Annotated in this window: 15 protein-coding genes and 1 tRNA gene; 12 read left to right on the top strand and 4 right to left on the bottom strand. The window is 60.6% G+C overall.

The window, feature by feature from the left end; translation table 11 throughout:
• The first annotated feature begins 122 nt into the window (after nt 1-122).
• From AC6I8F_RS07160 to yegS, 8 genes are all read left to right on the top strand, one after another.
• The gene (locus tag AC6I8F_RS07160; RefSeq protein ID WP_088516600.1) at nt 123-1,352 is read left to right on the top strand and encodes an MdtA/MuxA family multidrug efflux RND transporter periplasmic adaptor subunit; all 1,230 of its coding nucleotides are present in this window, start codon (nt 123-125) and stop codon (nt 1,350-1,352) included.
• A complete protein-coding gene (locus tag AC6I8F_RS07155) occupies nt 1,352-4,474 on the top strand; it encodes an MdtB/MuxB family multidrug efflux RND transporter permease subunit (RefSeq protein WP_371221157.1) in 3,123 nt (1,040 codons plus the stop codon). The genes AC6I8F_RS07160 and AC6I8F_RS07155 overlap by 1 nt, the downstream gene beginning before the upstream one ends.
• Complete coding sequence (mdtC, locus tag AC6I8F_RS07150; RefSeq protein ID WP_021509313.1) at nt 4,471-7,545, top strand: multidrug efflux RND transporter permease subunit MdtC; 3,075 nt, start codon at nt 4,471-4,473, stop codon at nt 7,543-7,545. Before AC6I8F_RS07155 ends, mdtC begins: the two co-directional genes overlap by 4 nt.
• Nucleotides 7,546-7,643: 98 nt before the next feature.
• Nucleotides 7,644-9,050, top strand: coding sequence for a multidrug transporter subunit MdtD (mdtD, locus tag AC6I8F_RS07145; protein WP_498028674.1), 1,407 nt, complete (start codon nt 7,644-7,646; stop codon nt 9,048-9,050).
• On the top strand, nt 9,047-10,432 hold the full coding sequence (gene baeS, locus AC6I8F_RS07140) for an envelope stress sensor histidine kinase BaeS (protein ID WP_058757282.1): 1,386 nt from the start codon (nt 9,047-9,049) through the stop codon (nt 10,430-10,432). Before mdtD ends, baeS begins: the two co-directional genes overlap by 4 nt.
• 9 nt (nt 10,433-10,441) lie before the next feature.
• Nucleotides 10,442-11,149 (top strand): envelope stress response regulator BaeR, encoded by a 708-nt coding sequence (gene baeR, locus AC6I8F_RS07135; RefSeq protein WP_498028673.1) that lies wholly within the window; start codon nt 10,442-10,444, stop codon nt 11,147-11,149.
• 139 nt (nt 11,150-11,288) lie between these two features.
• The gene (gene trhP, locus AC6I8F_RS07130; protein WP_498028672.1) at nt 11,289-12,659 is read left to right on the top strand and encodes a prephenate-dependent tRNA uridine(34) hydroxylase TrhP; all 1,371 of its coding nucleotides are present in this window, start codon (nt 11,289-11,291) and stop codon (nt 12,657-12,659) included.
• Between the two features lie 228 nt (nt 12,660-12,887).
• Nucleotides 12,888-13,787, top strand: a complete 900-nt coding sequence (gene yegS / locus AC6I8F_RS07125) for a lipid kinase YegS (protein ID WP_058757280.1) — start codon at nt 12,888-12,890, stop codon at nt 13,785-13,787.
• Between the two features lie 132 nt (nt 13,788-13,919).
• Here yegS and AC6I8F_RS07120 read toward each other — a convergent pair whose 3' ends face one another.
• A complete protein-coding gene (locus AC6I8F_RS07120) occupies nt 13,920-15,041 on the bottom strand; it encodes a Gfo/Idh/MocA family protein (protein ID WP_498028671.1) in 1,122 nt (373 codons plus the stop codon).
• Nucleotides 15,042-15,349: 308 nt separating this feature from the next.
• Here AC6I8F_RS07120 and AC6I8F_RS07115 point away from each other — a divergent pair.
• Nucleotides 15,350-15,425: transfer RNA gene (locus AC6I8F_RS07115), tRNA-Asn, on the top strand.
• A 55-nt stretch (nt 15,426-15,480) separates the two neighbouring features.
• Here AC6I8F_RS07115 and AC6I8F_RS07110 read toward each other — a convergent pair.
• The 3 genes from AC6I8F_RS07110 to AC6I8F_RS07100 are packed head-to-tail and all read right to left on the bottom strand — an operon-like array spanning nt 15,481 to nt 17,758.
• Nucleotides 15,481-16,254, bottom strand: a complete 774-nt coding sequence (locus tag AC6I8F_RS07110) for a molybdopterin-binding protein (protein ID WP_021509306.1) — start codon at nt 16,252-16,254, stop codon at nt 15,481-15,483.
• Nucleotides 16,251-17,078, bottom strand: a complete 828-nt coding sequence (locus tag AC6I8F_RS07105; protein ID WP_498028790.1) for a cytochrome b/b6 domain-containing protein — start codon at nt 17,076-17,078, stop codon at nt 16,251-16,253. Before AC6I8F_RS07105 ends, AC6I8F_RS07110 begins: the two co-directional genes overlap by 4 nt.
• 44 nt (nt 17,079-17,122) lie before the next feature.
• The gene (locus AC6I8F_RS07100; RefSeq protein WP_498028670.1) at nt 17,123-17,758 is read right to left on the bottom strand and encodes a hypothetical protein; all 636 of its coding nucleotides are present in this window, start codon (nt 17,756-17,758) and stop codon (nt 17,123-17,125) included.
• Between the two features lie 230 nt (nt 17,759-17,988).
• On the opposite strand from AC6I8F_RS07100, the gene AC6I8F_RS07095 reads away from it, so the two are divergent.
• The 3 genes from AC6I8F_RS07095 to AC6I8F_RS07085 all read left to right on the top strand — a co-directional run bounded on the left by AC6I8F_RS07095 (nt 17,989) and on the right by AC6I8F_RS07085 (nt 21,276).
• The gene (locus tag AC6I8F_RS07095; RefSeq protein ID WP_058780335.1) at nt 17,989-18,534 is read left to right on the top strand and encodes a chorismate mutase; all 546 of its coding nucleotides are present in this window, start codon (nt 17,989-17,991) and stop codon (nt 18,532-18,534) included.
• A gap of 296 nt (nt 18,535-18,830) precedes the next feature.
• Nucleotides 18,831-19,841, top strand: coding sequence for a Zn-dependent oxidoreductase (locus AC6I8F_RS07090; RefSeq protein WP_498028789.1), 1,011 nt, complete (start codon nt 18,831-18,833; stop codon nt 19,839-19,841).
• Nucleotides 19,842-19,992: 151 nt separating this feature from the next.
• Nucleotides 19,993-21,276, top strand: a complete 1,284-nt coding sequence (locus AC6I8F_RS07085; protein ID WP_058757273.1) for an MFS transporter — start codon at nt 19,993-19,995, stop codon at nt 21,274-21,276.
• Nucleotides 21,277-21,293: the final 17 nt, after the last annotated feature.

Below are 21,293 nucleotides of genomic sequence, written 5' to 3'. Positions count from 1 at the left end.
GCGATATTCTTAATTCCTTCAATTTTTGCCCGGCCCGGGCGACTACAATCATTTCGTTTGCGCCGCGGTTCGTTTGCGCGCGCATGTGGGGAAAACGAAACCGCCGGAGAGCACACAGAGCAATGAATAAACGATTAAAAACAGGCCTGATTAGCGTGGTGGTACTGGCTGCGCTGGCGGGCGCTTACTACTGGTGGCAGCATCCGGCCGAGCCTGCGCAGGCTACCCAGGCTGATGGCCAGCCGCATCACGGACGCGGTGGCAACAACGGCGGTGGACGCCGTCCGCTGGCACCGGTGCAGGCCGCAACCGCGACCACCGAAAGCGTGCCCTATTACCTCAGCGGACTCGGCACCGTCACCGCGGCCAACACCGTTACGGTGCGCAGCCGGGTCGACGGCCAGCTGATGGCGCTGCACTTCACGGAAGGTCAGCAGGTGGAGGCCGGCGCGCTGCTGGCAGAAATCGATCCCCGCCCATGGCAGGTAGCGCTCACCCAGGCGCAGGGCCAGCTGGCCAAAGATCAGGCGACGCTGGCTAATGCGCGCCGCGACCTCAGCCGTTATGAAAAGCTGGCGAAAACCTCGCTGGTGTCGCAGCAGGAGCTGGATACCCAGCGCTCGCTGGTCAGTGAAACCCTCGGCACCATCAAAGCCGACGAAGGCAATGTGGCCAGCGCGCAGCTCAATCTGACCTACAGCCGCATCACCGCGCCGATTGCCGGACGCGTCGGGCTGAAGCAGGTGGATGTCGGCAACTACATTACCGCCGGCGATACCAATGGTCTGGTGGTGATCACCCAGACGCACCCGATTGACGTGGTGTTCAGCGTTGCCGAGAACAATATCAGCCAGATCCTGAAAGCCCAGAAAAGCGGCCAGCCGCTGCCGGTTGAAGCCTGGGATCGCAGCAATAAAACCCTGCTGACCACGGGTGCGCTGCTGAGCATTGATAACCAGATCGATGTCACCACCGGCACCATTAAACTCAAGGCGCGCTTCAGCAATCAGGACGACGCCCTGTTTCCCAATCAGTTTGTTAATGCCCGGCTGAAGGTGGATACGCTGCAAAACGCAGTGGTGATCCCGACCGCCGCGCTGCAGATGAGCAACGACGGCCACTTTGTCTGGGTGGTGAACAGCGATAACAAAGTGAGCAAGAAACGTGTCACCGCCGGGCTGCAGGATAGCCAGAAAGTGGTGATTGATGCCGGGCTGCAGGCCGGTCAGCGCGTGGTCACCGACGGTCTCGACCGCCTGACCGAAGGCGCCACGGTGGAAATTGTCGCCGCACAGAGTACCGCCACGCACAGCACGCGCGCGGCGCAACCGGCTCGCGGAGAACGTCAATAATGCAGGTGATGCCTCCCGACGCCAGCGGCGGCCCGTCACGCCAGTTTATTCTGCGCCCGGTGGCCACCACGCTGCTGATGATCGCAATTTTGCTGGCCGGCGTGCTGGGCTATCGCTTCCTGCCAGTTTCCGCGCTGCCGGAAGTCGATTACCCGACCATTCAGGTCGTCACGCTCTATCCCGGCGCCAGCCCGGATGTGGTGACCTCGTCGATTACCGCGCCGCTGGAGCGTCAGTTCGGGCAGATGTCCGGCCTGAAGCAAATGGCGTCGCAAAGCTCCGGCGGTGCCTCGGTGATTACGCTGCAGTTCCAGCTGACGCTGGCGCTCGACGTTGCCGAACAGGAAGTGCAGGCGGCGATCAACTCTGCCACTAACCTGCTGCCTAACGATCTGCCAAATCCGCCGGTGTACAGCAAAGTGAATCCGGCCGATCCGCCAATCATGACGCTGGCCGTTACCACCACCAGCATGCCGCTGACGCAGGTGCAGGACATGGTGGAAACGCGGGTGGCGCAGAAGATTTCCCAGGTCTCCGGCGTCGGTCTGGTCACGCTCTCCGGCGGCCAGCGCCCGGCAGTGCGGGTGAAGATGAACGCTCAGGCGCTGGCGGCCCTCGGCCTCACCAGCGAGACGGTGCGCACCGCCATCAGCAACGCCAACGTCAATTCGGCGAAAGGCAGTCTTGATGGCCCAACGCGCTCCATCACGCTGTCAGCCAATGACCAGATGACCTCCGCGGAGGATTACCGCAAGCTGATCGTCAGCTACAGCAACGGCGCGCCGGTGCGGCTGGGCGACGTCGCCACGGTTGAACAGGGCGCAGAAAACAGCTGGCTGGGCGCCTGGGCCAACCGTCAGCCGGCGATTGTGCTGAACGTGCAGCGCCAGCCGGGCGCCAATATTATCGCTACCGCTGACAGCATCCGCGCGCTGCTGCCGTCGCTGACCGCCACGCTGCCGAAGTCGGTTGACGTCAAACTGCTCACCGATCGCACTACCAACATTCGCGCCTCAGTAGCGGATACCCAGCATGAGCTGATGCTGGCCATCGGGCTGGTGGTGATGATCATCTATCTGTTTCTGCGCAATGTCCCGGCCACCATTATTCCGGCAGTCGCGGTGCCGCTGTCGCTGGTCGGCACCTTTGCCGCCATGTATTTCCTTGGCTTTTCGATCAATAACCTGACGCTGATGGCGCTGACCATCGCCACCGGCTTTGTGGTCGATGACGCCATCGTGGTAATCGAGAACATCTCGCGCTACATCGAAAAAGGCGAAAAGCCGATGACCGCCGCGCTGAAAGGTGCCGGTGAGATTGGCTTCACCATTATCTCCCTCACCTTCTCGCTGATCGCGGTGCTGATTCCGCTGCTGTTCATGGGCGATGTGATTGGCCGTTTGTTCCGCGAGTTCGCCGTGACGCTGGCGGTGGCGATTCTGATCTCGGCGGTGGTCTCGCTGACGCTGACGCCGATGATGTGCGCGCGCATGCTGAGCGCCGAATCGCTGCGCAGGCAGAACCGCTTCTCCCGCGCCAGCGAGGCGATGTTCGATAAGGTGATTGCCGGCTATGGCCGCTGGCTGACGCGCGTGCTGCGCCACCCGTGGCTGACGCTGTCAGTGGCGCTTGGCACGCTGCTGCTGACGGTGCTGCTGTGGGTGGTGATTCCGAAGGGCTTCTTTCCGCAGCAGGACAACGGCATCATTCAGGGCACGCTGCAGGCGCCGCAGTCGGTCTCTTACGCCAGTATGGCGCAGCGCACCCGCGACGTGGCGTCGATCATTATGAAAGATCCGGCGGTGCAGAGCCTGACCTCGTTCGTCGGCGTGGATGGCACCAACGCGGCGCTCAACAGCGCGCGGCTGCAAATCAACCTGAAACCGCTGGACCAGCGTGACGATCGTATTCCGGTGGTGCAGCAGCGGCTGCAGCAGGCGATCGATCGCCTGCCCGGCGTGTCGCTGTGGCTGCAGCCGGTACAGGATCTGACCATTGATACCCAGGCGAGCCGCACGCCGTACCAGTTTACCCTGCAGTCGGGTTCGCTGGAGTCGCTGGGCAGCTGGGTGCCGAAACTGCTGGCACAGCTCAACACCTTGCCACAGCTGCGCAACGTCAGCAGCGACTGGCAGGATCAGGGGCTGGAAGCCTTTGTGCGCGTCGATCGCGACAGCGCCAGCCGGCTCGGCATCAGCATGGCAGACATTGATAATGCGCTGTACAACGCCTTTGGTCAGCGCCTGATCTCAACGATTTACACCCAGGCCAATCAGTATCGCGTGGTGCTGGAGCAGGACAACACGCAAACCCCCGGTCTCGCCAGCCTCGACGCGATTCGCCTGAACAGCAGCGACGGCGGCAGCGTGCCGCTCAGCGCCATCGCGCAAGTCGAAGAGCGCCACGCTGCGCTGAGCATTAATCACCTCGACCAGTTCCCGTCGGCCACCTTCTCGTTTGACGTGGCGCACGGCTACTCGCTCGGCGATGCGCTGCAGGCGATCACCACGGCGGAAGATCAGGTCGGCATGCCGGCCGAGATGATGACGCAGTTCCAGGGTAGCACGCTGGCGTTTGAAGCAGCGCTGACCAGCACCATCTGGCTGATCGTCGCGGCGGTAGTGGCGATGTATATCGTGCTCGGCGTGCTGTATGAGAGCTTCATCCACCCGATTACCATTCTGTCGACGCTGCCCACCGCCGGCGTTGGTGCGCTGCTGGCGCTGATGCTGAGCGGCAACGAGCTGGATATCATCGCCATCATCGGCATCATTTTGCTGATCGGTATCGTGAAGAAGAACGCCATCATGATGATCGACTTCGCGCTGGCCGCCGAGCGTGAACAGGGCATGGCGCCGCGTGAGGCGATCTATCAGGCCTGTCTGCTGCGCTTCCGGCCGATTCTAATGACCACACTGGCGGCGCTGCTTGGCGCGCTGCCGCTGATGCTCAGCACCGGCGTCGGAGCAGAGCTGCGTCGTCCGCTCGGCATCGCCATGGTCGGTGGCCTGGTGCTGAGCCAGGTGCTGACACTGTTTACCACTCCGGTGATCTATCTGCTGTTTGATCGCCTTGCCCATGCCACGCGCCGGCGTCTGAAAGGCACGGAGGCGCAGTCGTGAAGTTTTTCGCCCTGTTTATCCATCGGCCGGTTGCTACCACGCTGCTGACGCTGGCGATTGCGCTGGCGGGCATCCTTGGCTTCCGTCTGCTGCCGGTAGCGCCGCTGCCGCAGCTGGATTTCCCGGTGATTCTGATCTCGGCCTCGCTGCCCGGCGCGTCGCCGGAAACCATGGCGGCCTCGGTCGCCACGCCGCTGGAGCGCTCGCTGGGGCGCATTGCCGGCGTCAGTGAAATGACCTCCACCAGCTCGCTGGGCAGCACGCGCATCATTCTGGTGTTTGATTTCGACCGCGACATCAACGGCGCGGCGCGCGACGTGCAGGCGGCGATCAATGCCGCCCAGAGCCTGCTGCCGACCGGTATGCCCAATCGCCCAACCTACCGCAAAGCCAACCCGTCCGATGCGCCGATCATGATCCTCACCATGACCTCGGACATTTATAATCCCGGTCAGCTGTATGATTACGCGTCGACGCAACTGGCACAGAAGCTGTCGCAGATTGATGGCGTCGGTGATGTCACAGTGGGCGGCAGTTCGCTGCCGGCGGTGCGCGTCGACCTCAATCCGCAGGCGTTGTTTAATCAGGGCGTGTCGCTGGATGCAGTGCGCACCGCCATCAGCAACGCCAACCAGCGCCGTCCGCAGGGTGCCATCGACGATACCCAGCAGCGCTGGCAGGTACGGACCAACGATGAGCTGCAAACCGCCAGCGTCTACCAGCCGCTGGTGGTGCATTACAACAACGGCGCGGCGGTGCGGCTGAGCGATGTGGCGAACGTGCAGGATTCGGTGCAGGACGTGCGCAACGCCGGGATGACCAACGGCAAACCGGCGGTGCTGCTGGTGGTGCGCAAGTCGCCGGACGCCAACATCATTGATACCGTCGACCGCATCCGGGCGGAAATGCCGGAGCTGCATGAGGTGATCCCGGCAGCTATCGACCTGCAAATCGCCCAGGACCGTTCGCCCACTATCCGCGCCTCGCTGCATGAAGTGGAGCAGTCGCTGGTGATCGCCGTGGCGCTGGTGATTCTGGTGGTGTTTTTCTTCCTGCGCGACGGCCGCGCCACGCTGATTCCGGCGGCGGCGGTACCGGTATCGCTGATTGGTACCTTCGCCGCCATGTACCTGTGCGGTTTCAGCCTGAATAACCTGTCGCTGATGGCGCTGACCATCGCCACCGGCTTTGTAGTGGATGACGCCATCGTGGTGCTGGAGAACATCGCGCGTCACGTCGAAGCTGGGATGAAGCCGCTGCAGGCGGCACTCACCGGGGTGCGCGAGGTGGGCTTTACCGTGCTGTCGATGAGCCTGTCGCTGATTGCGGTGTTCCTGCCGCTGCTGATGATTGGCGGTATTATTGGCCGCTTCTTCTCGGAGTTTGCCATCACGCTGTCGGTGGCGATTCTCATCTCGCTGTTTATCTCCATTACCCTGACGCCGATGATGTGCGCTTATCTGCTGAAACCACAGGCGAAGCGCAGCCAGCCGCGCACGCGCGGATTTGGCCGCGTGCTGCTGGCGGTGCAGCAGGGCTATGCGCGCTCGCTGGGCTGGGTGCTGAACCACGCGATCTGGGTGCTGTTGCTGCTGCTCGGCACCGTCGGGCTGACCATCTGGCTGTTTATCGCCATCCCGAAAACCTTTATGCCCGAGCAGGACACCGGCCGTCTCAACGGCTTTATCTCCGCCGATCAGAGCATTTCGTTTCAGGCGATGCGCGGCAAGCTGCAGGATTTCATGAACATCATCAAGGCTGACCCGGCGGTCGATAACGTCACCGGCTTCACTGGCGGCTCGCGCACCAACAGCGGCTCGATGTTTGTGTCACTCAAGCCGCTGTCAGAACGCAGCGAAAGCGCGCAGGAAGTGATCGCCCGCCTGCGCGTGAAGCTGGCGAAAGAACCGGGTGCCAACCTCTACCTCAATGCGGTGCAGGATATTCGCGTCGGCGGCCGCGAGTCGAACGCCAGCTATCAGTACAGCCTGCTGTCGGATAACCTCGCCGATTTACGTGAGTGGGAGCCGAAAATCCGCCAGGCGTTTGCCGCGCTGCCAGAACTGGCCGATGTGAACTCGGATCAGCAGGACAACGGCAGCGAAATGGCGCTGACTTACGATCGCGAAAGTATGGCTCGCCTCGGCATCGACGTGTCGGCGGCCAATGCGCTGCTGAATAACGCCTTCGGCCAGCGGCAAATCTCCACCATCTACCAGCCGCTGAATCAGTACAAAGTGGTGATGGAGGTGGATCCGCGCTATACCCAGGATGTCAGCGCGCTGGATCAGATGTTCGTGATCAACAGCGACGGCAAAGCGATTCCGCTCAGCTGGTTTGCCAAATGGCAGCCGGCCAACGCGCCGCTGTCGGTCAACCATCAGGGGCTGTCGGCGGCCTCGACCATCTCGTTTAACCTGCCGGAAGGGGTCTCGCTGTCGCAGGCGTCAGAGGCCATTGACCGCACCATCACGGCGATTGGCGTGCCGTCCAGCGTGCGCGGCAGCTTCGCCGGCACCGCGCAGGTATTTCAGGATTCGCAGTCGAACCAGCTGTGGCTGATGCTGGCGGCGATTGCCGCGGTGTATATCGTGCTCGGCATTCTGTATGAGAGCTACGTGCATCCCCTGACGATTCTCTCTACCCTGCCCTCGGCGGGCGTCGGCGCGCTGCTGGCGCTGCAGCTGTTTAATACGCCGTTCAGCCTGATTGCGCTGATCGGCATCCTGCTGCTGATCGGCATTGTGAAAAAGAACGCCATCATGATGGTGGATTTCGCGCTGGAGGCGGAGCGCAACGGCAACCTGTCGGCGCGCGACGCTATTTTCCAGGCGTGCCAGCTGCGTTTCCGCCCGATTCTGATGACCACGCTGGCGGCGCTGTTTGGTGCGCTGCCACTGGTGCTGACCAGCGGGGACGGCGCGGAGCTGCGCCAGCCGCTGGGCATCACCATTGCCGGTGGGCTGGTGATGAGCCAGCTGCTGACGCTGTACACCACACCGGTGGTGTACCTGATGATGGATAAACTGCGCCGTCGGAAAAAGCAGCCGCGGTTGATAACGGAGCCATAACGTCATACTTGCACTAAGCGTAGCGGCGCAATTCAACGCGCGATAAATCGCGCCGCTACGCGACCTGCGGCTGATGAAACTGTTAACACGGGATGACCATGAACGCACAAACCGCCACCGTCCGCTGGCAACTGTGGATTGTGTCCTTCGGCTTTTTTATGCAGACGCTGGATACCACCATTGTGAACACCGCGATTCCGGCGATGGCCCACGATCTCAACGTCAGCCCGCTGCATATGCACTCGGTGATTGTCTCCTACGTGCTCACCGTGGCGGTCACGCTGCCGCTCAGCGGCTGGCTGGCAGACCGCTTTGGCGTGCGCAACATCTTCTTCTGCGCCATCGTGCTGTTTAGCCTCGGTTCGCTGCTGTGTGCCTTCGCCACGTCACTTGACCAGCTGGTGATGGCGCGCGTGGTTCAGGGCATCGGCGGTGCGATGATGGTGCCGGTAGGCCGGCTGACGGTGATGAAGATCGTGCCGCGTGAGCAGTACATGTCGGCCATGACCTTTGTCACCCTGCCCGGCCAGATTGGCCCGCTGCTCGGCCCGGCGCTGGGCGGCATTCTGGTGGAGTATGCCAGCTGGCACTGGATCTTCCTGATTAACATTCCGGTTGGCATCATCGGTGCCATTGCCACGCTGCTGCTGATGCCGAACTACACCATGCAGACGCGACGCTTTGACTTCCTCGGTTTTGTGCTGCTGGCGGTCGGCATGGCTACGCTGACGCTGGCGCTCGACGGCCAGCGCAGCGCCGGCGGCTCGCCGCTGCTGCTGTGCCTGCTGATTCTGCTGGGGGTGTTTTCCCTGCTGTTCTACCTGATGCACGGCCGCAACAACGATAACGCGCTGTTTAGCCTGAAGCTGTTTGATAACCGCATTTACGCCATCGGCCTGCTCGGCAGCTTCACCGGCCGCATCGGCAGCGGCATGCTGCCGTTTATGACGCCGATTTTTCTGCAGGTGGGTCTCGGCTTTAGCCCGTTCCACGCGGGTCTGATGATGATCCCGATGGTGCTGGGCAACATGGGCATCAAACGCGTGGTGGTGCGCATCGTAAACCTGTTTGGCTATCGTAACGCGCTGGTGGGCGGCACGCTGGCGCTGGCGCTGGTGGTGCTACTGTTTCCCGTGGTGGCGCTGCTCGGCTGGATCTGGCTGCTGCCCGTGGTGCTGCTGTTGCAGGGCATGGTCAATGCCATCCGCTTCTCGTCGATGAATACCCTGACGCTGAAAGAGCTGCCGGACGAGCTGGCCTCGAGCGGCAACAGCCTGCTGTCGATGATCATGCAGCTGTCGATGAGTATCGGCGTCACCGTGGCCGGTCTGCTGCTCGGCGCTTTCGGCCATGGCGCGGTGAGCGACAGCGCCGCGACCCATCAAACCTTCATGTACACCTATTTGTGCATGGCGCTGGTGATTGCGCTGCCGGCGCTGGTGTTCTGGCGCGTACCCGCCGATGTGAGTAAAAACGTGGACCTGAGAGGCAGGAGAAAAGGATGAAGCAGCCGGTAAAACTCGGCATCAGCGCCAAACTGTTTATGGCGATTTTTTCCACCTGCATGCTGGTGATCATCACCATGCACTGGGGCGTGCGCCTCAGCTTTGAGCATGGCTTTGTCGATTACATCAAAAAGGGCAATGAGCAGCGCCTGACGCTGCTGAGCGATGCGCTGGCCGATCAATACGAACAGCACGGTAGCTGGGACTTTTTGCGTAACAACGACCGGCTGATTTTCACCATTCTGCGCTCGCTGGAACAGAATCCCGGCAGCGGCACTCAGCTGCCGCCGCACGGCTGGCGCACCCAGTTCTGGATTATCGATCAGCAGTACAAAATATTGTCCGGCCCGCGCTCGCCGGTGCCGCCGGAAGGCTCGCGCCGCAATATCACCACCAGCAACGGCAAGATTGTTGGCTGGGTGATTGCGTCGCCCGCTGAGCGACTGACGCGCAGCACCGATATCAACTTTGACCATCAGCAGCGCCAGACCAGCTGGCTGATTGTCGGCCTCACCACGCTGCTGGCCGCGCTGGTCACCTGGCTACTGGCGCGCGGTCTGCTGGCGCCAGTGAAACGGCTGGTGGACGGCACCCATCAGCTGGCGGCGGGCAAATTTACCACCCGGGTGGAGGTCGGCAGCAGCGACGAAATTGGCCAGTTGGCGCGCGACTTCAACCAGCTGGCGCGCTCGCTGGAGAAAAACGAGAGCAACCGGCGCGCCTTTATGGCCGATATTTCCCATGAGCTGCGTACGCCGCTGGCGATTTTGCGCGGTGAGCTGGAGGCGATGCAGGATGGCGTACGCAAGCTGACGCCCGACGCCATCAGTTCGCTGCAGAGCGAAGTCGCGCTGCTGACCCAGCTGGTGGAAGACCTGCACCAGCTGTCGCTCTCCGACGCGGGTGCCCTCGCCTACCGCAAACAGCCGGTGGATCTGGTCAGTCTGCTGGAGGTGGTGGCGGGCAGTTTTGGCGAACGCTATCGCAGCCGGGGGTTGACGCTCAGCCTGATGCTGCCGGCGCAGGCCAGCAGCTTTGGCGATCCGGACCGGCTGATGCAGCTGTTTACTAACCTGCTGGAAAACAGCCTGCGCTACACCGATGCCGGCGGCACGGTGCAGCTCAGTATGCAGCTCAGCGGCGAGCAGTGGCAGCTGCAGTTTGCCGACAGTGCACCGGGCGTCGAGCGTCAGCAGCAGGCACAGCTGTTTGAGCGCTTCTTCCGCGCCGAAAGCTCGCGCAATCGCGCCAGCGGCGGCTCCGGGCTCGGTCTGGCGATCTGCAAGAATATTGTTGAGGCGCATGACGGCAGCATTAATGCGGCCGACTCTGATTTAGGTGGGCTGAAAATCACGCTAAACTTGCCGTATGTTCCTCACTAGACACCCTTTATGAGCACGGAAAATAGCGATCCCCTGATTCTTGTTGTGGAAGACGAACCCAAACTGGCGCAGCTGATGATTGATTATCTGCAGGCGTCAAACTACCGCACGCATCACCTCGCCGATGGCAACGCGGTACTGAGTTATGTGCAACAAACGCCGCCAGACCTGATGCTGCTGGATTTGATGCTGCCGGGCCGTGACGGCCTGACGCTGTGTCGGGAAATCCGCCGCTTCTCCGAGTTGCCGATTATCATGGTGACCGCACGCACGGAAGAGATTGATCGCCTGCTCGGGCTGGAGATTGGCGCTGACGACTATATCTGCAAACCCTTCAGCCCGCGTGAAGTGGTGGCGCGGGTGAAAACCATTCTGCGCCGGGTGAGACGTTCGCCAGAAGAGGCGCAGCTGGCCTCGCATCTGCTGATCGATGAAGGACGTTTCCAGGCCAGCTGGCGCGAACAGCCGCTGGAGCTGACGCCTGCCGAGTTCCGCCTGCTGAAAACGCTGGCGCTGGAGCCGGGCAAAGTGTTTTCGCGCGAGCAACTGCTGAACCATCTGTATGACGACTATCGCGTGGTCACCGATCGCACCATTGACAGCCACATCAAGAACCTGCGGCGCAAGCTGGAGAACCTTGATGCCGAACAGCCGTTTATTCGCGCCGTGTACGGCATGGGATATCGCTGGGAAGCGGATGTTGGCCGCCTGCTGTAACCGCTTAGATTGATCCAGGTCAATTTACATCGGGAGTCGCCCTGCCTACAATTCCCCACCTTTTGCAGGGCCGTCTGACGCGGCCGCTGCACGTGCCATCCGTGATGGCATGCTGACCTGACATCAGTGAGAACTCCCCATGCTTAAACCCGAACTGCTTTCGCCGGCAGGCACGCTGAAAAATATGCGTTACGCCTTTGCCTACGGCGCCGACGCGGTGTATGCCGGCCAGCCGCGCTACAGCCTGCGCGTGCGCAACAACGAATTCACCCATGAAAACCTCGCTAAAGGCATCAGCGAGGCGCACGCGCTCGGCAAGAAGTTTTACGTGGTGGTGAATATTGCCCCGCACAACGCCAAGCTGAAAACCTTTATCCGCGATCTGACGCCGGTCATCGAAATGCAGCCGGATGCGCTGATCATGTCCGATCCCGGCCTGATCATGCTGGTGCGCGACGCCTTCCCGCAGATGCCGATTCACCTGTCGGTGCAGGCTAACGCGGTGAACTGGGCCACGGTGAAGTTCTGGCAGCAGATGGGGCTGACGCGCGTGATTCTGTCGCGCGAGCTGTCGCTGGAGGAGATCGCCGAAATTCGCCAGCAGGTGCCGGAGATGGAGATTGAAATCTTTGTTCACGGCGCGCTGTGCATGGCCTACTCCGGCCGCTGCCTGCTCTCTGGCTATCTGAATAAGCGCGATCCCAATCAGGGCACCTGTACCAACGCCTGCCGCTGGGAATATAACGTGGCCGAAGGCCAGCAGGATGAGGTCGGCCACATTGTTGGCTTTCATCAGCCGGTTGCGGTGCAGCCCGCGACGCTCGGCGTCGGTCAGCCTACCGATCGGGTATTCCTGCTGGAAGAGAAGATGAAGCCAGGCGAGGTGATGAGCGCGTTCGAAGATGAGCACGGCACCTACATCATGAACTCGAAAGATCTGCGCGCGGTGGCGCACGTCGAACGCCTGAGCCAGATGGGCGTGCATTCGCTGAAAATTGAGGGCCGCACCAAATCGTTCTACTACTGCGCGCGCACCGCGCAGGTGTACCGCCGCGCAATCGACGATGCGGCCGCCGGCAAACCTTTCGATCCGGCACTGCTGGAGACGCTGGAAGGGCTGGCGCACCGCGGCTATACCGAAGGTTTTTTGCGTCGCCACACCCATGACAGCTATCAAAACTACGAGCAGGGTTTTTCCATTTCGGAGCGTCAGCAGTTTGTTGGTGAATTTACCGGTGAACGGCGCGGTACGTGGGCGCAGGTGGCGGTGAAGAACAAATTCATGCTGGGCGATAGCGTGGAGATCATGACGCCGGACGGCAATCTCAACTGCACGCTGCAGGCGATGCAGAATGACAAGGGTGCCGCGGTTGAGGTGGCTCCGGGAGATGGTCATCGCGTCTGGATCAGCGTGCCGGAGGGGGTCGATCTGGCCTATGCGCTGCTGCTGCGCAATTTTACCGACGGTAACAGCACTTACGATCCGCACGGTAAAAATCGCACTAAATGAAAAGAAAACGGCGAAGTTAGAACAGGATCACAGACCGCCGCTTCGCCGCGCTTTAGAATCGCGCCTGCTGCTAACGAGTAACAACAAACAGCAGGTAGTACCAGGAACCACCTCATTCACCCGCCCGGCTCCCCCGTGCGGGTTTTCTTTTTTCATCGTTCGCCGATAAAGTTCCCGCCGCAGCTATGCTATAACCACAGCTCTGTCTTACTCATCAGGGAAGCGATAATGCAAAATAAACCCCTCACTTTGCTGATTCTGAATGGAAAAGGCGCAGGCAATGAAGAGTTGCGTGCCGCCGTGAATACCCTGCGCGACGAAGGCTTTAACCTGGCGGTGCGCGTGACCTGGGAAAAAGGCGACGGTGACCGCTACGTGCAGGAAGCGCTGCAGCTGCAGGCGGAAACCGTGGTGGCTGGCGGCGGCGATGGCACCATCAATGAGATTGCCACCGCGCTGGCCGCCCTGCCGCCAGCGCAGCGGCCGGTGCTGGGGATTTTACCGCTTGGCACCGCCAACGATTTTGCTACCAGCGCCGGTATCCCGGCAGAAATGGAAGCGGCACTGCGGCTGGCGGTACTGGGCAAAGCCACGGCCATCGATCTGGCGCGGGTGAACGGCGACCGTTACTTCATCAACATGGCGACCGGCGGTTTTGGCACACGCATCACTACGGAAACGCCGGAGAAACTGAAATCGGCGCTGGGCGGCGTCTCCTATTTTATTCATGGCCTGATGCGCGTTGATGCGCTGAAGCCGGACAGCTGCGAAATCAGCGGACCGGGCTTTCACTGGCAGGGTGACGCGCTGGTGATTGGCATTGGCAATGGCCGTCAGGCCGGTGGCGGACAGCGGTTATGTCCGGAAGCGCTGATCAACGACGGACAGCTCAATCTCAGCATCGTAACCGCCCAGGAACTGCTGCCAACGCTGCTGCACTCGCTGACGCGCGACGATGAAAACCCGAACATTGTCGCGGCACAGCTGACGTCACTGACCATCCGTTCACCGCATGAGATGACCTTTAACCTCGACGGCGAGCCGCTGTCCGGCAGCGAGTTTGTGATTGAGGTGCAGCCCGGCGCGTTGAGCTGCCGCCTGCCGCCACAGTGTGCGTTGCTGGCGTAATCATTGGAAAATTCCTGCATTATCCCGGTGCGCATAAATGCGCACCCTGTGAGGCTCGCCATCCCTGCACGCACAGTGTAGGGTCGCCATTGATGGCGACCGGTTACGTGCGTCTGCGGCTGACGCTCTGCATCACACCTTCATCCAGCGGCGCTCCATGGCGGAAATCGCCACCGCTTCCAGCACCTTCTGCACCTGCAGCCCTTCGGCAAAATCCGGCCACATGCGATCGCCGGCGGCGATGCCGTTGATCAGATCGCGAATCTCGACCGTTTTCTGATCGTTGAAACCGATGCCGTGGCCAGCCGAGACGCAGAAGCTGGCATAATCCGGGTGCGCCGGACCGGTGAGAATGGTTTTAAAGCCCTGGCGGCCGGCCGGATCGTCGTGCAGATACAGTTCCAGCTCAGCCATGCGCTCCTGCGTGTAGCGCAGCGTGCCTTTAGTGCCGGTCACCACATAAGTCAGCCCCATCTTGCTGCCGCAGGCGATACGCGAGGTTTCAATCACGCCGTGCGCGCCATTCTTGAAGCGCAGCAGCGCGCTGGCCTGATCTTCATTTTCCACCGGCAACATTCGTGACGGCGCCTTCGGATCTGGTCGCTGTTTGATCACCGTCATCATGTCACCGCTCACCTCATCAATATCACCGACCAGATAGTGCGCCATGTTGACGATATGCGCCGCCAGATCGCCAAGCGCGCCGAGACCGGCCAGCGCTTTCTGGCAGTGCCAGTCGAGCGGCGTCTCCGCGCGCGCCAGATAATCTTCGTTATGGGTGCCGTAAAAGTGCACCACCTCGCCGATCTCACCGCGCGCAATAATCTCCCGCGCCAGCTGGCTGGTGGGGTTTTTCATGTAGTTGAAGCCCACCAGGGTTTTCACTCCCGCCTGCTCTGCCGCCTGCACCATCTCTTCGGCATCGGCCACCGAGAGCGACAGTGGCTTTTCGGAGTAGACGTGCTTGCCGTGGCGAATCGCCTCCAGCGCCATCTCTTTGTGCAGGAAATTGGGCGCGCAGACATCGACCACGTCGATGTGCGGATCGCGCACCAGCTCGCGCCAGTCGCCCGTCGAACGGGCAAAGCCAAACGTCGCCGCCTGCTGCGCCGCCAGCACCGGATTCACCTCTGCCAGCATCTCACGCACAATCTCACCCTTCAGGGCGAACACCGTGGGTGCCTGCGCATAGGCAATCGCGTGACAACGCCCAATATATCCACTGCCAATCATACCGATTCTGACTTTGTTCATGCTGCACCTGCGGTTCACGGGGAAGAGTTTCACGGAATATATGTTTCGTTTTGGGCGGCGACAACGGCGAAATGAAATATCTGTGATCATACATGCGAGGTATCTGACAGAAGCGACAAATCAGAATGTAATTTTGCATAGCATTGGTGACATCTCTCACAATCAGGCGCAGTGCTGGCGCTAATTCGCGCCATCGCGCGGGCCCGCGTCGGGCAATTGACGCTTTATTCAGCAGTCAGAAAAAATTGTGAAAAAGAGCTTTGACAAGCCACAGCCTGCCCGATAATATGCGCCCCGTTCCAAACGATTCCTCTGTAGTTCAGTCGGTAGAACGGCGGACTGTTAATCCGTATGTCACTGGTTCGAGTCCAGTCAGAGGAGCCAGATTTAGAAAAGCCTGCTTTTACAGCAGGCTTTTTGCTTTTCTGCGTTCTGACGTTCAGATACCGCCATACCACTCGTAACCGCGATCTTCCCAGTAGCCGCCGCGTCCGCCCCACAGCTGGGCAAACGAATCCACCACTTTAATTTCCATCAGATACTTGGCGTGCTTGTAACCGAGCTGGCGCTCGACCCTGAGACGTAGCGGCGCACCGTGCGCAACCGGCAGCGGCTGATCGTTCATACGGTAGGCCAGCAGCGTTTGCGGATGCCACGCATCCTGCAGATCGATACTTTCGTAGTAGCGCCCGCTGCCGTCCAGCGTCTGCTCCAGCTCGTCGGCACACAGGAACACTACGTAGCGGGCACCTGGCCGCAGGCGCGCCGCATCCAGCACCAGTCCGAGCGGTACGCCCTGCCATTTGCCAATCGCGCTCCAGCCCTCCACGCAGTCGTGCCGGGTAATCTGTGTGCGACTGGGGAACCGCTGCAGATCGCTGAGCGATAAACTCAGCGGCTGTTGCACCAGCCCGGTGACGCGCAGCCGCCAGTCGGCAAACCCGTTCGCCAGCAAACGCGCATATTCGTCGGAGTCGGGCATTTGCGTGCCGTTGGCGCGGAACAGCGGCGAAATATCGGCCTCGCTGAACTCCGGTGCCAGCCGCTGGCCGCCCAGCAGGCGCTGGCTGGCACGCGTCAGCCGCTCGGTCTGATTGAGCCAGCCGCTGACCGTGTCGTTTTGCGTCAGTTGATCGCAACCGCTCAGCAGCGCCGCGCCGGCGCCGGACAGCGCACCCAGCAGCAGGCGGCGACGCGACAGCTCGATTTTCATGATGGGGTATCCTCTTTGTCGATCGCGTAACGGCCGGTGATCATCGAACGCAGGTTATTGAACACGCCTGACACCAGCACCATCACTACATGCACCAGCACAAACAGCACCAGCAGCGTGGCGGTGACAAAGTGCACCGTGCGCGCCGTCGGACGGCCGCCAAACAGATCGGGTAAAAACGGCAGCGCCGCATCCAGCGCTGGCGACAGGGTTAATCCACTGAGCAGCATCAGCGGCAGCAGTATGAAGATCACCAGCAGATAGCTGAGTTTCTGCAGCGCGTTATAGCGCCGCGCCGCGTCACCGCGGGCGAAGCGCAGCCGGGCGTGGTCGCAAATCTCCTGCCACAAATGACGGGCGCCCAACTGCTGACGGTCGGGCAACAGATCGCGGCGAAAGTGCCGGTGCCAGAAACCGTGCAGCAGATAAATCACGCCGTTGAACAGCAGCAGCCAGGCAAAAAAGAAGTGCCAGTGGCGACCGGCTCCCAAATCCTGCCACGACGGCAGCGTCAGCCAGCCGGGGAACGCGCGCGCCGTCAGCGTGCCCTCCAGCTTCGAGACACCGAGCACGCCGGTGGTATTGAGCTGCAGCGAGCCGAGCCGGACAAATCCCTGCTGCTGACGATTGCCGATTTCAAACACCGGCTGCTCATGGTCCGCGCCATACAGGCCGACATACAGACGTGGATGCGCATTAAAGATTTGCAGTCCGCTCATCAGCAGTACGGCAAAACACAGGGCGTTGACCCAGTGCGTCACGCGCACCAGCAGCGAATGACGACGGATTAGCGTTTTACTGTGGGAAGGTGAAGGCTGTTGCATCATCGAGCCCCTTACCAGCCAGGCGAGGCCTGGCTGGAGCCGGATTACATCGGCGGCACTACGCCGTTTTTGCCGACAATGATATTGCCTGCGGTGAGCTTACCGTCGGCGCCCTTCTCGGCAGGAACAAACACCGTGGTGCCGGGTTTCAGGTCATCCGGGGTGGCCGCCGCCAGCGTCACCACCGGCGTACCAGCCGGAATGGCAATTTTTTTCTGATGGCCGTGATAGCTCACCGTCACTTCGCTGTTATCCACCGAGGTGACGCTATTGGCGACTGTGGCGTTGGTCATTGAGCTGCCCGGCTTCAGATCCCAGCTGAAGTTGCCCTCGCCTGCACCTTTCAGCTGCGCCGGGAAAATCAGCACTTCGAGCGCGCCATCTCCGCCGCCTGCTTTCGGCAGCGAGGCAATGCCCACGTAATCGCCTTTTTTAATGTCGCTGATGCTGGCCTTCGCCACCGCAGACACCATCGCGCCTGGCTTCATGGCCACGCTGACCTCCGATCCTTCGCGTGACTTGATAGTGAGCTGCTGCCCGTTTACCGATTCAACAACGCCACGTACCTGCACTTTTTGCCCTGCCATCTCTGCCGCCATCACCGGCGACAGCGTGGTGCCGGCCAGCAGTGAACCGGCAATCAGCAGTGAAAGGCGTTTGTGATGTGATAAGACCGTCATGGAGTGTTCCTTTTGATGATAAGCGCTGCCTCAGCGGCAGCCCTGTGCCAGAAATCATTCAACCCAAAGCGCAATAACATTGCGGCAAAAGGCGCTGGAAAACAAACCTACTAGTTGGTAGATTAAAAAACAAGATAATTTTTCACCCTGTACTTTGTCATGTCATTATTTTGTCTTAGCCTGAGCCTCGCGCAGATCCAGCGCCTGGGTTGAACATTGGGAGCATCAGTATGGAAATGCAGTTACGATCGGCCACGTTAGCGCTGCTGATTTGCAGCTGTTCCGCCGCCGCGGCAGAACTCAGCAGTCCTTCGCCGGGCCAGCTTATTAACACGCGTTTGTCTTACATGAAGGATGTGGCGGGTTATAAAGCGCAGCATCATCAGCCGATTGAAGATTTGGGTCAGGAGCGCAAGGTGCTGGACAAAGCCCTGGCGGAAGCGCGTCAGCTGGGCCTGGACGATGCCACGGTGCAGCCGTTTATTCAGGCACAGATGGATGTGGCGAAAGCGGTGCAGTATCGCTATCGCGCCGACTGGCTGGCAACGCCGGAGCCGCACTGGCAGCCGCGTCCGCTGGATGAGGTGCGCAAAAGCATTGGTCATTACAGCGACGCGATTCTGACGCAGCTTGCCGCGCAGTTGAAACAGGGCGCGACGCTGCAGGCACCGCAAAAGGCCGAATTTATGCGCGACATTCAGCAGCGCAACGTGTCATCGCAGGATAAAGAGTTATTGTGGCGCACGCTCAGCGCGGTGACGTTACGGCGGCCGTGATGTTGCGCGGCGAGCGTGCCGTCGATCGCCGCAGGCCTGTCATTTAGCTGCGTTTATTCCGGTCGCCCTGAATGGCGACCCTGTAACCGGGTGAAGACTTCCAAGGGTGCGCAGTGATGCGCACCGCAACGCCATTCTGAAACTTCTCTTTGCAACTACTCCATCCGCTCTGTGATTGTGTTCACAACTCTGCAACATCAACTTGTATGGTAGTATTATTGCGCGTATTTTTTCATCATTACTGTCGCGTTATTACTGGTGTGTCGCGCTTTCAGGCCACCAGCCAGGAGTGAATGATGAAAAGTGTGGTGATTGAACAACCGGGTATACTGCTGCTGGACGAGCGCGCGCTGCCGCAGCCCGCCGCTGATGAAGTACGGGTAAAAGTGAAATTTGCCAGCATCTGTGGCTCTGATGTGCACATCTGGCACGGTCACAATCCATTTGCCCGCTATCCGCGCGTGATCGGCCATGAGTTTTTCGGCGTGATTGACGCGGTCGGACAGGACGTTGATGCCAGCCGGCTGGGCGAACGCGTGGCGGTCGATCCGGTGGTGAGCTGCGGTCACTGCTATCCCTGCTCCGTTGGCCGTCCTAATGTCTGTCAGTCACTGCAGGTGATTGGCGTTCACCGCGACGGCGGCTTCAGCGAGTATGCGGTGGCGCCAGCCAAAAATGCCCATCGCCTGCCGGCGAGCATTCCCGACCAACTCGCCAGCCTGGTTGAGCCCTTCACCATTGCCGCGAATATCACGGCGTTCCTCAAACCGCAGCCACAGGATGTGGCGCTGATTTACGGTGCCGGTCCGATGGGGCTGACCGCCATTCAGGTGCTGAAAGGCGTGTACGGCGTACAGCAGGTGCTGGTGGTCGACCGCCTGCCGGAGCGGCTGGCGCTGGCGCAGCAAAACGGTGCCGATCGCCTGTATAACAACAGCGAGGTCCCGCTGGCGGCGCAGCTGGAAGGCGTTCAGCCGACGCTGATTATTGACGCCGCCTGCCATCCGGCGATCCTCGCCGAAGCGGCGGCGCTGGCCTCGCCGGCAGCGCGTATCGGCCTGCTCGGGTTTTCTGCTGAGCCGTGCAGCCTGACGCAGCAGGCGTTGACCAGCAAAGAACTGTCGCTGTTTACCTCGCGCCTGAACAGCAACCGCTTCCCGCAGGTGATTGCGTGGCTGGAACAGGGGCTGATCCAGCCAGAGAAACTGGTTACCCACTATTTCCCGCTGGCGCAGATCGAGCGCGCCATGACGCTGTTTGAACAAGACCCGCGCACCTGCTGCAAAGTGATCCTGCAAATGGATTGAATGATGCGCCACACCAGATGTCCCTGATGCCGGTGCGTACCCGCCGGCCACAACAATAATCCCCTGCATAAATCAGGCGCAGCGCCGCGGTCATCAAGGTCATCTCCCCGTGATGCTGCAGCCTGAAGAAGAACAGGGAAACGGAGTTTCTATGCTGAAGAATCTACGCTGGACCCTCGTACTGCTGCTGTTCCTGGTGTATATGATCAACTACCTCGATCGTATTGCCCTGTCGCTCACCGTGCCGCTGGTGGAAAAAGATCTGATGATCAATGCCGAGCAGTTCGGCCTGATCTTCGGCAGCTTCTTCTTCGGCTACGCGCTGTTCAACTTTATTGGCGGTTTAGCCACCGATAAATTCGGCCCGACGATTGTGCTCGGCACCGCCGTCGGCATGTGGTCGCTGTTCTGCGGCATGACCGCGCTGGCGACCGGTTTCTGGTCGATGATGATTCTGCGCGTGCTGTTCGGCATGGCGGAAGGTCCGATTTGCGCCTCGGCCAACAAAGCCATCAACGGCTGGTTCCCGAAAAAGCAGGCCGCCACCGCCATGGGCCTGCTGAGTGCCGGTTCCCCGCTCGGCGGCGCGGTCGCCGGGCCGATTGTCGGCTACCTGGCGCTCTCCTTCGGCTGGCGTCCGGCGTTTGTGGTGATCTGCCTGATTGGTCTGGTGTGGATGGCGCTGTGGTTCTTCTTCGCCGCCGATAATCCGGCGCGCAGTAAGCGCGTTTCTGCGCAGGAGCGCGCGCTGGTAGAGAAACTGAAAGCGGAAGAGCCGGCGGATATCATCGACGCGGACGGCAAAGCGCACGGCATGGGCTACTATCTGCGTCAGCCGATTATCCTCGTCACCGCCTTCGCCTTCTTCTGCTACAACTACATTCTGTTCTTCTTCCTGAGCTGGTTCCCGGCCTATCTGGTGCAGGCGCACGGGCTGGATATCAAAGCCATGAGCATCACGACCATGATCCCGTGGATTGTCGGCTTCGTTGGCCTGGCGCTGGGCGGCTGGATTTCCGATAAAATCTTTAATATTACCGGTAAGCTGCTGCTATCACGCAAGATTGTGCTGGTAGTGTCGCTGCTGGCGGCAGCGATATGTGTGGCGCTGGCGGGCACCATCAAAGAGGTGAATTCGGCGGTGATCATGATGTCGATCTCCATCTTCTTCCTCTACATCACCGGTGCCATTTACTGGGCGATTATTCAGGATGTGGTGCACAAGAGCCGCGTCGGCAGCATCAGCGGCTTTATTCACCTGATTGGCAGCCTGTCCGGCATTATCGGCCCGATCGTTACCGGCTTCATCGTGCAGCACACCGGCAAATTTGACAGCGCCTTTGTGCTGGCGGGCGTGGTGGCGGCCCTTGGCGCGCTGCTGGTACTGTTTGTGATTCGCAGCCCGAAAGCCAGCGACAAACCGGTTTCCGTTTAATCGAATGACTCTGCCGG

This window comes from gamma proteobacterium symbiont of Axiagastus rosmarus (assembly GCF_059730925.1).
This window is presented reverse-complemented; position numbering and strand designations above follow the sequence as displayed.

What these genes read in the sequence shown, in the direction of transcription:
- trhP (WP_498028672.1), top strand. Translation starts at nt 11,289, where the DNA reads ATGCTTAAACCCGAACTGCTTTCGCCGGCAGGCACGCTGAAAAATATG.
- AC6I8F_RS07155 (WP_371221157.1), top strand. Translation starts at nt 1,352, where the DNA reads ATGCAGGTGATGCCTCCCGACGCCAGCGGCGGCCCGTCACGCCAGTTT.
- AC6I8F_RS07095 (WP_058780335.1), top strand. Translation starts at nt 17,989, where the DNA reads ATGGAAATGCAGTTACGATCGGCCACGTTAGCGCTGCTGATTTGCAGC.
- AC6I8F_RS07105 (WP_498028790.1), bottom strand. Translation starts at nt 17,078, where the DNA reads ATGCAACAGCCTTCACCTTCCCACAGTAAAACGCTAATCCGTCGTCAT.
- AC6I8F_RS07085 (WP_058757273.1), top strand. Translation starts at nt 19,993, where the DNA reads ATGCTGAAGAATCTACGCTGGACCCTCGTACTGCTGCTGTTCCTGGTG.
- yegS (WP_058757280.1), top strand. Translation starts at nt 12,888, where the DNA reads ATGCAAAATAAACCCCTCACTTTGCTGATTCTGAATGGAAAAGGCGCA.
- baeR (WP_498028673.1), top strand. Translation starts at nt 10,442, where the DNA reads ATGAGCACGGAAAATAGCGATCCCCTGATTCTTGTTGTGGAAGACGAA.
- AC6I8F_RS07160 (WP_088516600.1), top strand. Translation starts at nt 123, where the DNA reads ATGAATAAACGATTAAAAACAGGCCTGATTAGCGTGGTGGTACTGGCT.
- baeS (WP_058757282.1), top strand. Translation starts at nt 9,047, where the DNA reads ATGAAGCAGCCGGTAAAACTCGGCATCAGCGCCAAACTGTTTATGGCG.
- AC6I8F_RS07100 (WP_498028670.1), bottom strand. Translation starts at nt 17,758, where the DNA reads ATGACGGTCTTATCACATCACAAACGCCTTTCACTGCTGATTGCCGGT.
- AC6I8F_RS07090 (WP_498028789.1), top strand. Translation starts at nt 18,831, where the DNA reads ATGAAAAGTGTGGTGATTGAACAACCGGGTATACTGCTGCTGGACGAG.
- AC6I8F_RS07110 (WP_021509306.1), bottom strand. Translation starts at nt 16,254, where the DNA reads ATGAAAATCGAGCTGTCGCGTCGCCGCCTGCTGCTGGGTGCGCTGTCC.
- mdtD (WP_498028674.1), top strand. Translation starts at nt 7,644, where the DNA reads ATGAACGCACAAACCGCCACCGTCCGCTGGCAACTGTGGATTGTGTCC.
- AC6I8F_RS07120 (WP_498028671.1), bottom strand. Translation starts at nt 15,041, where the DNA reads ATGAACAAAGTCAGAATCGGTATGATTGGCAGTGGATATATTGGGCGT.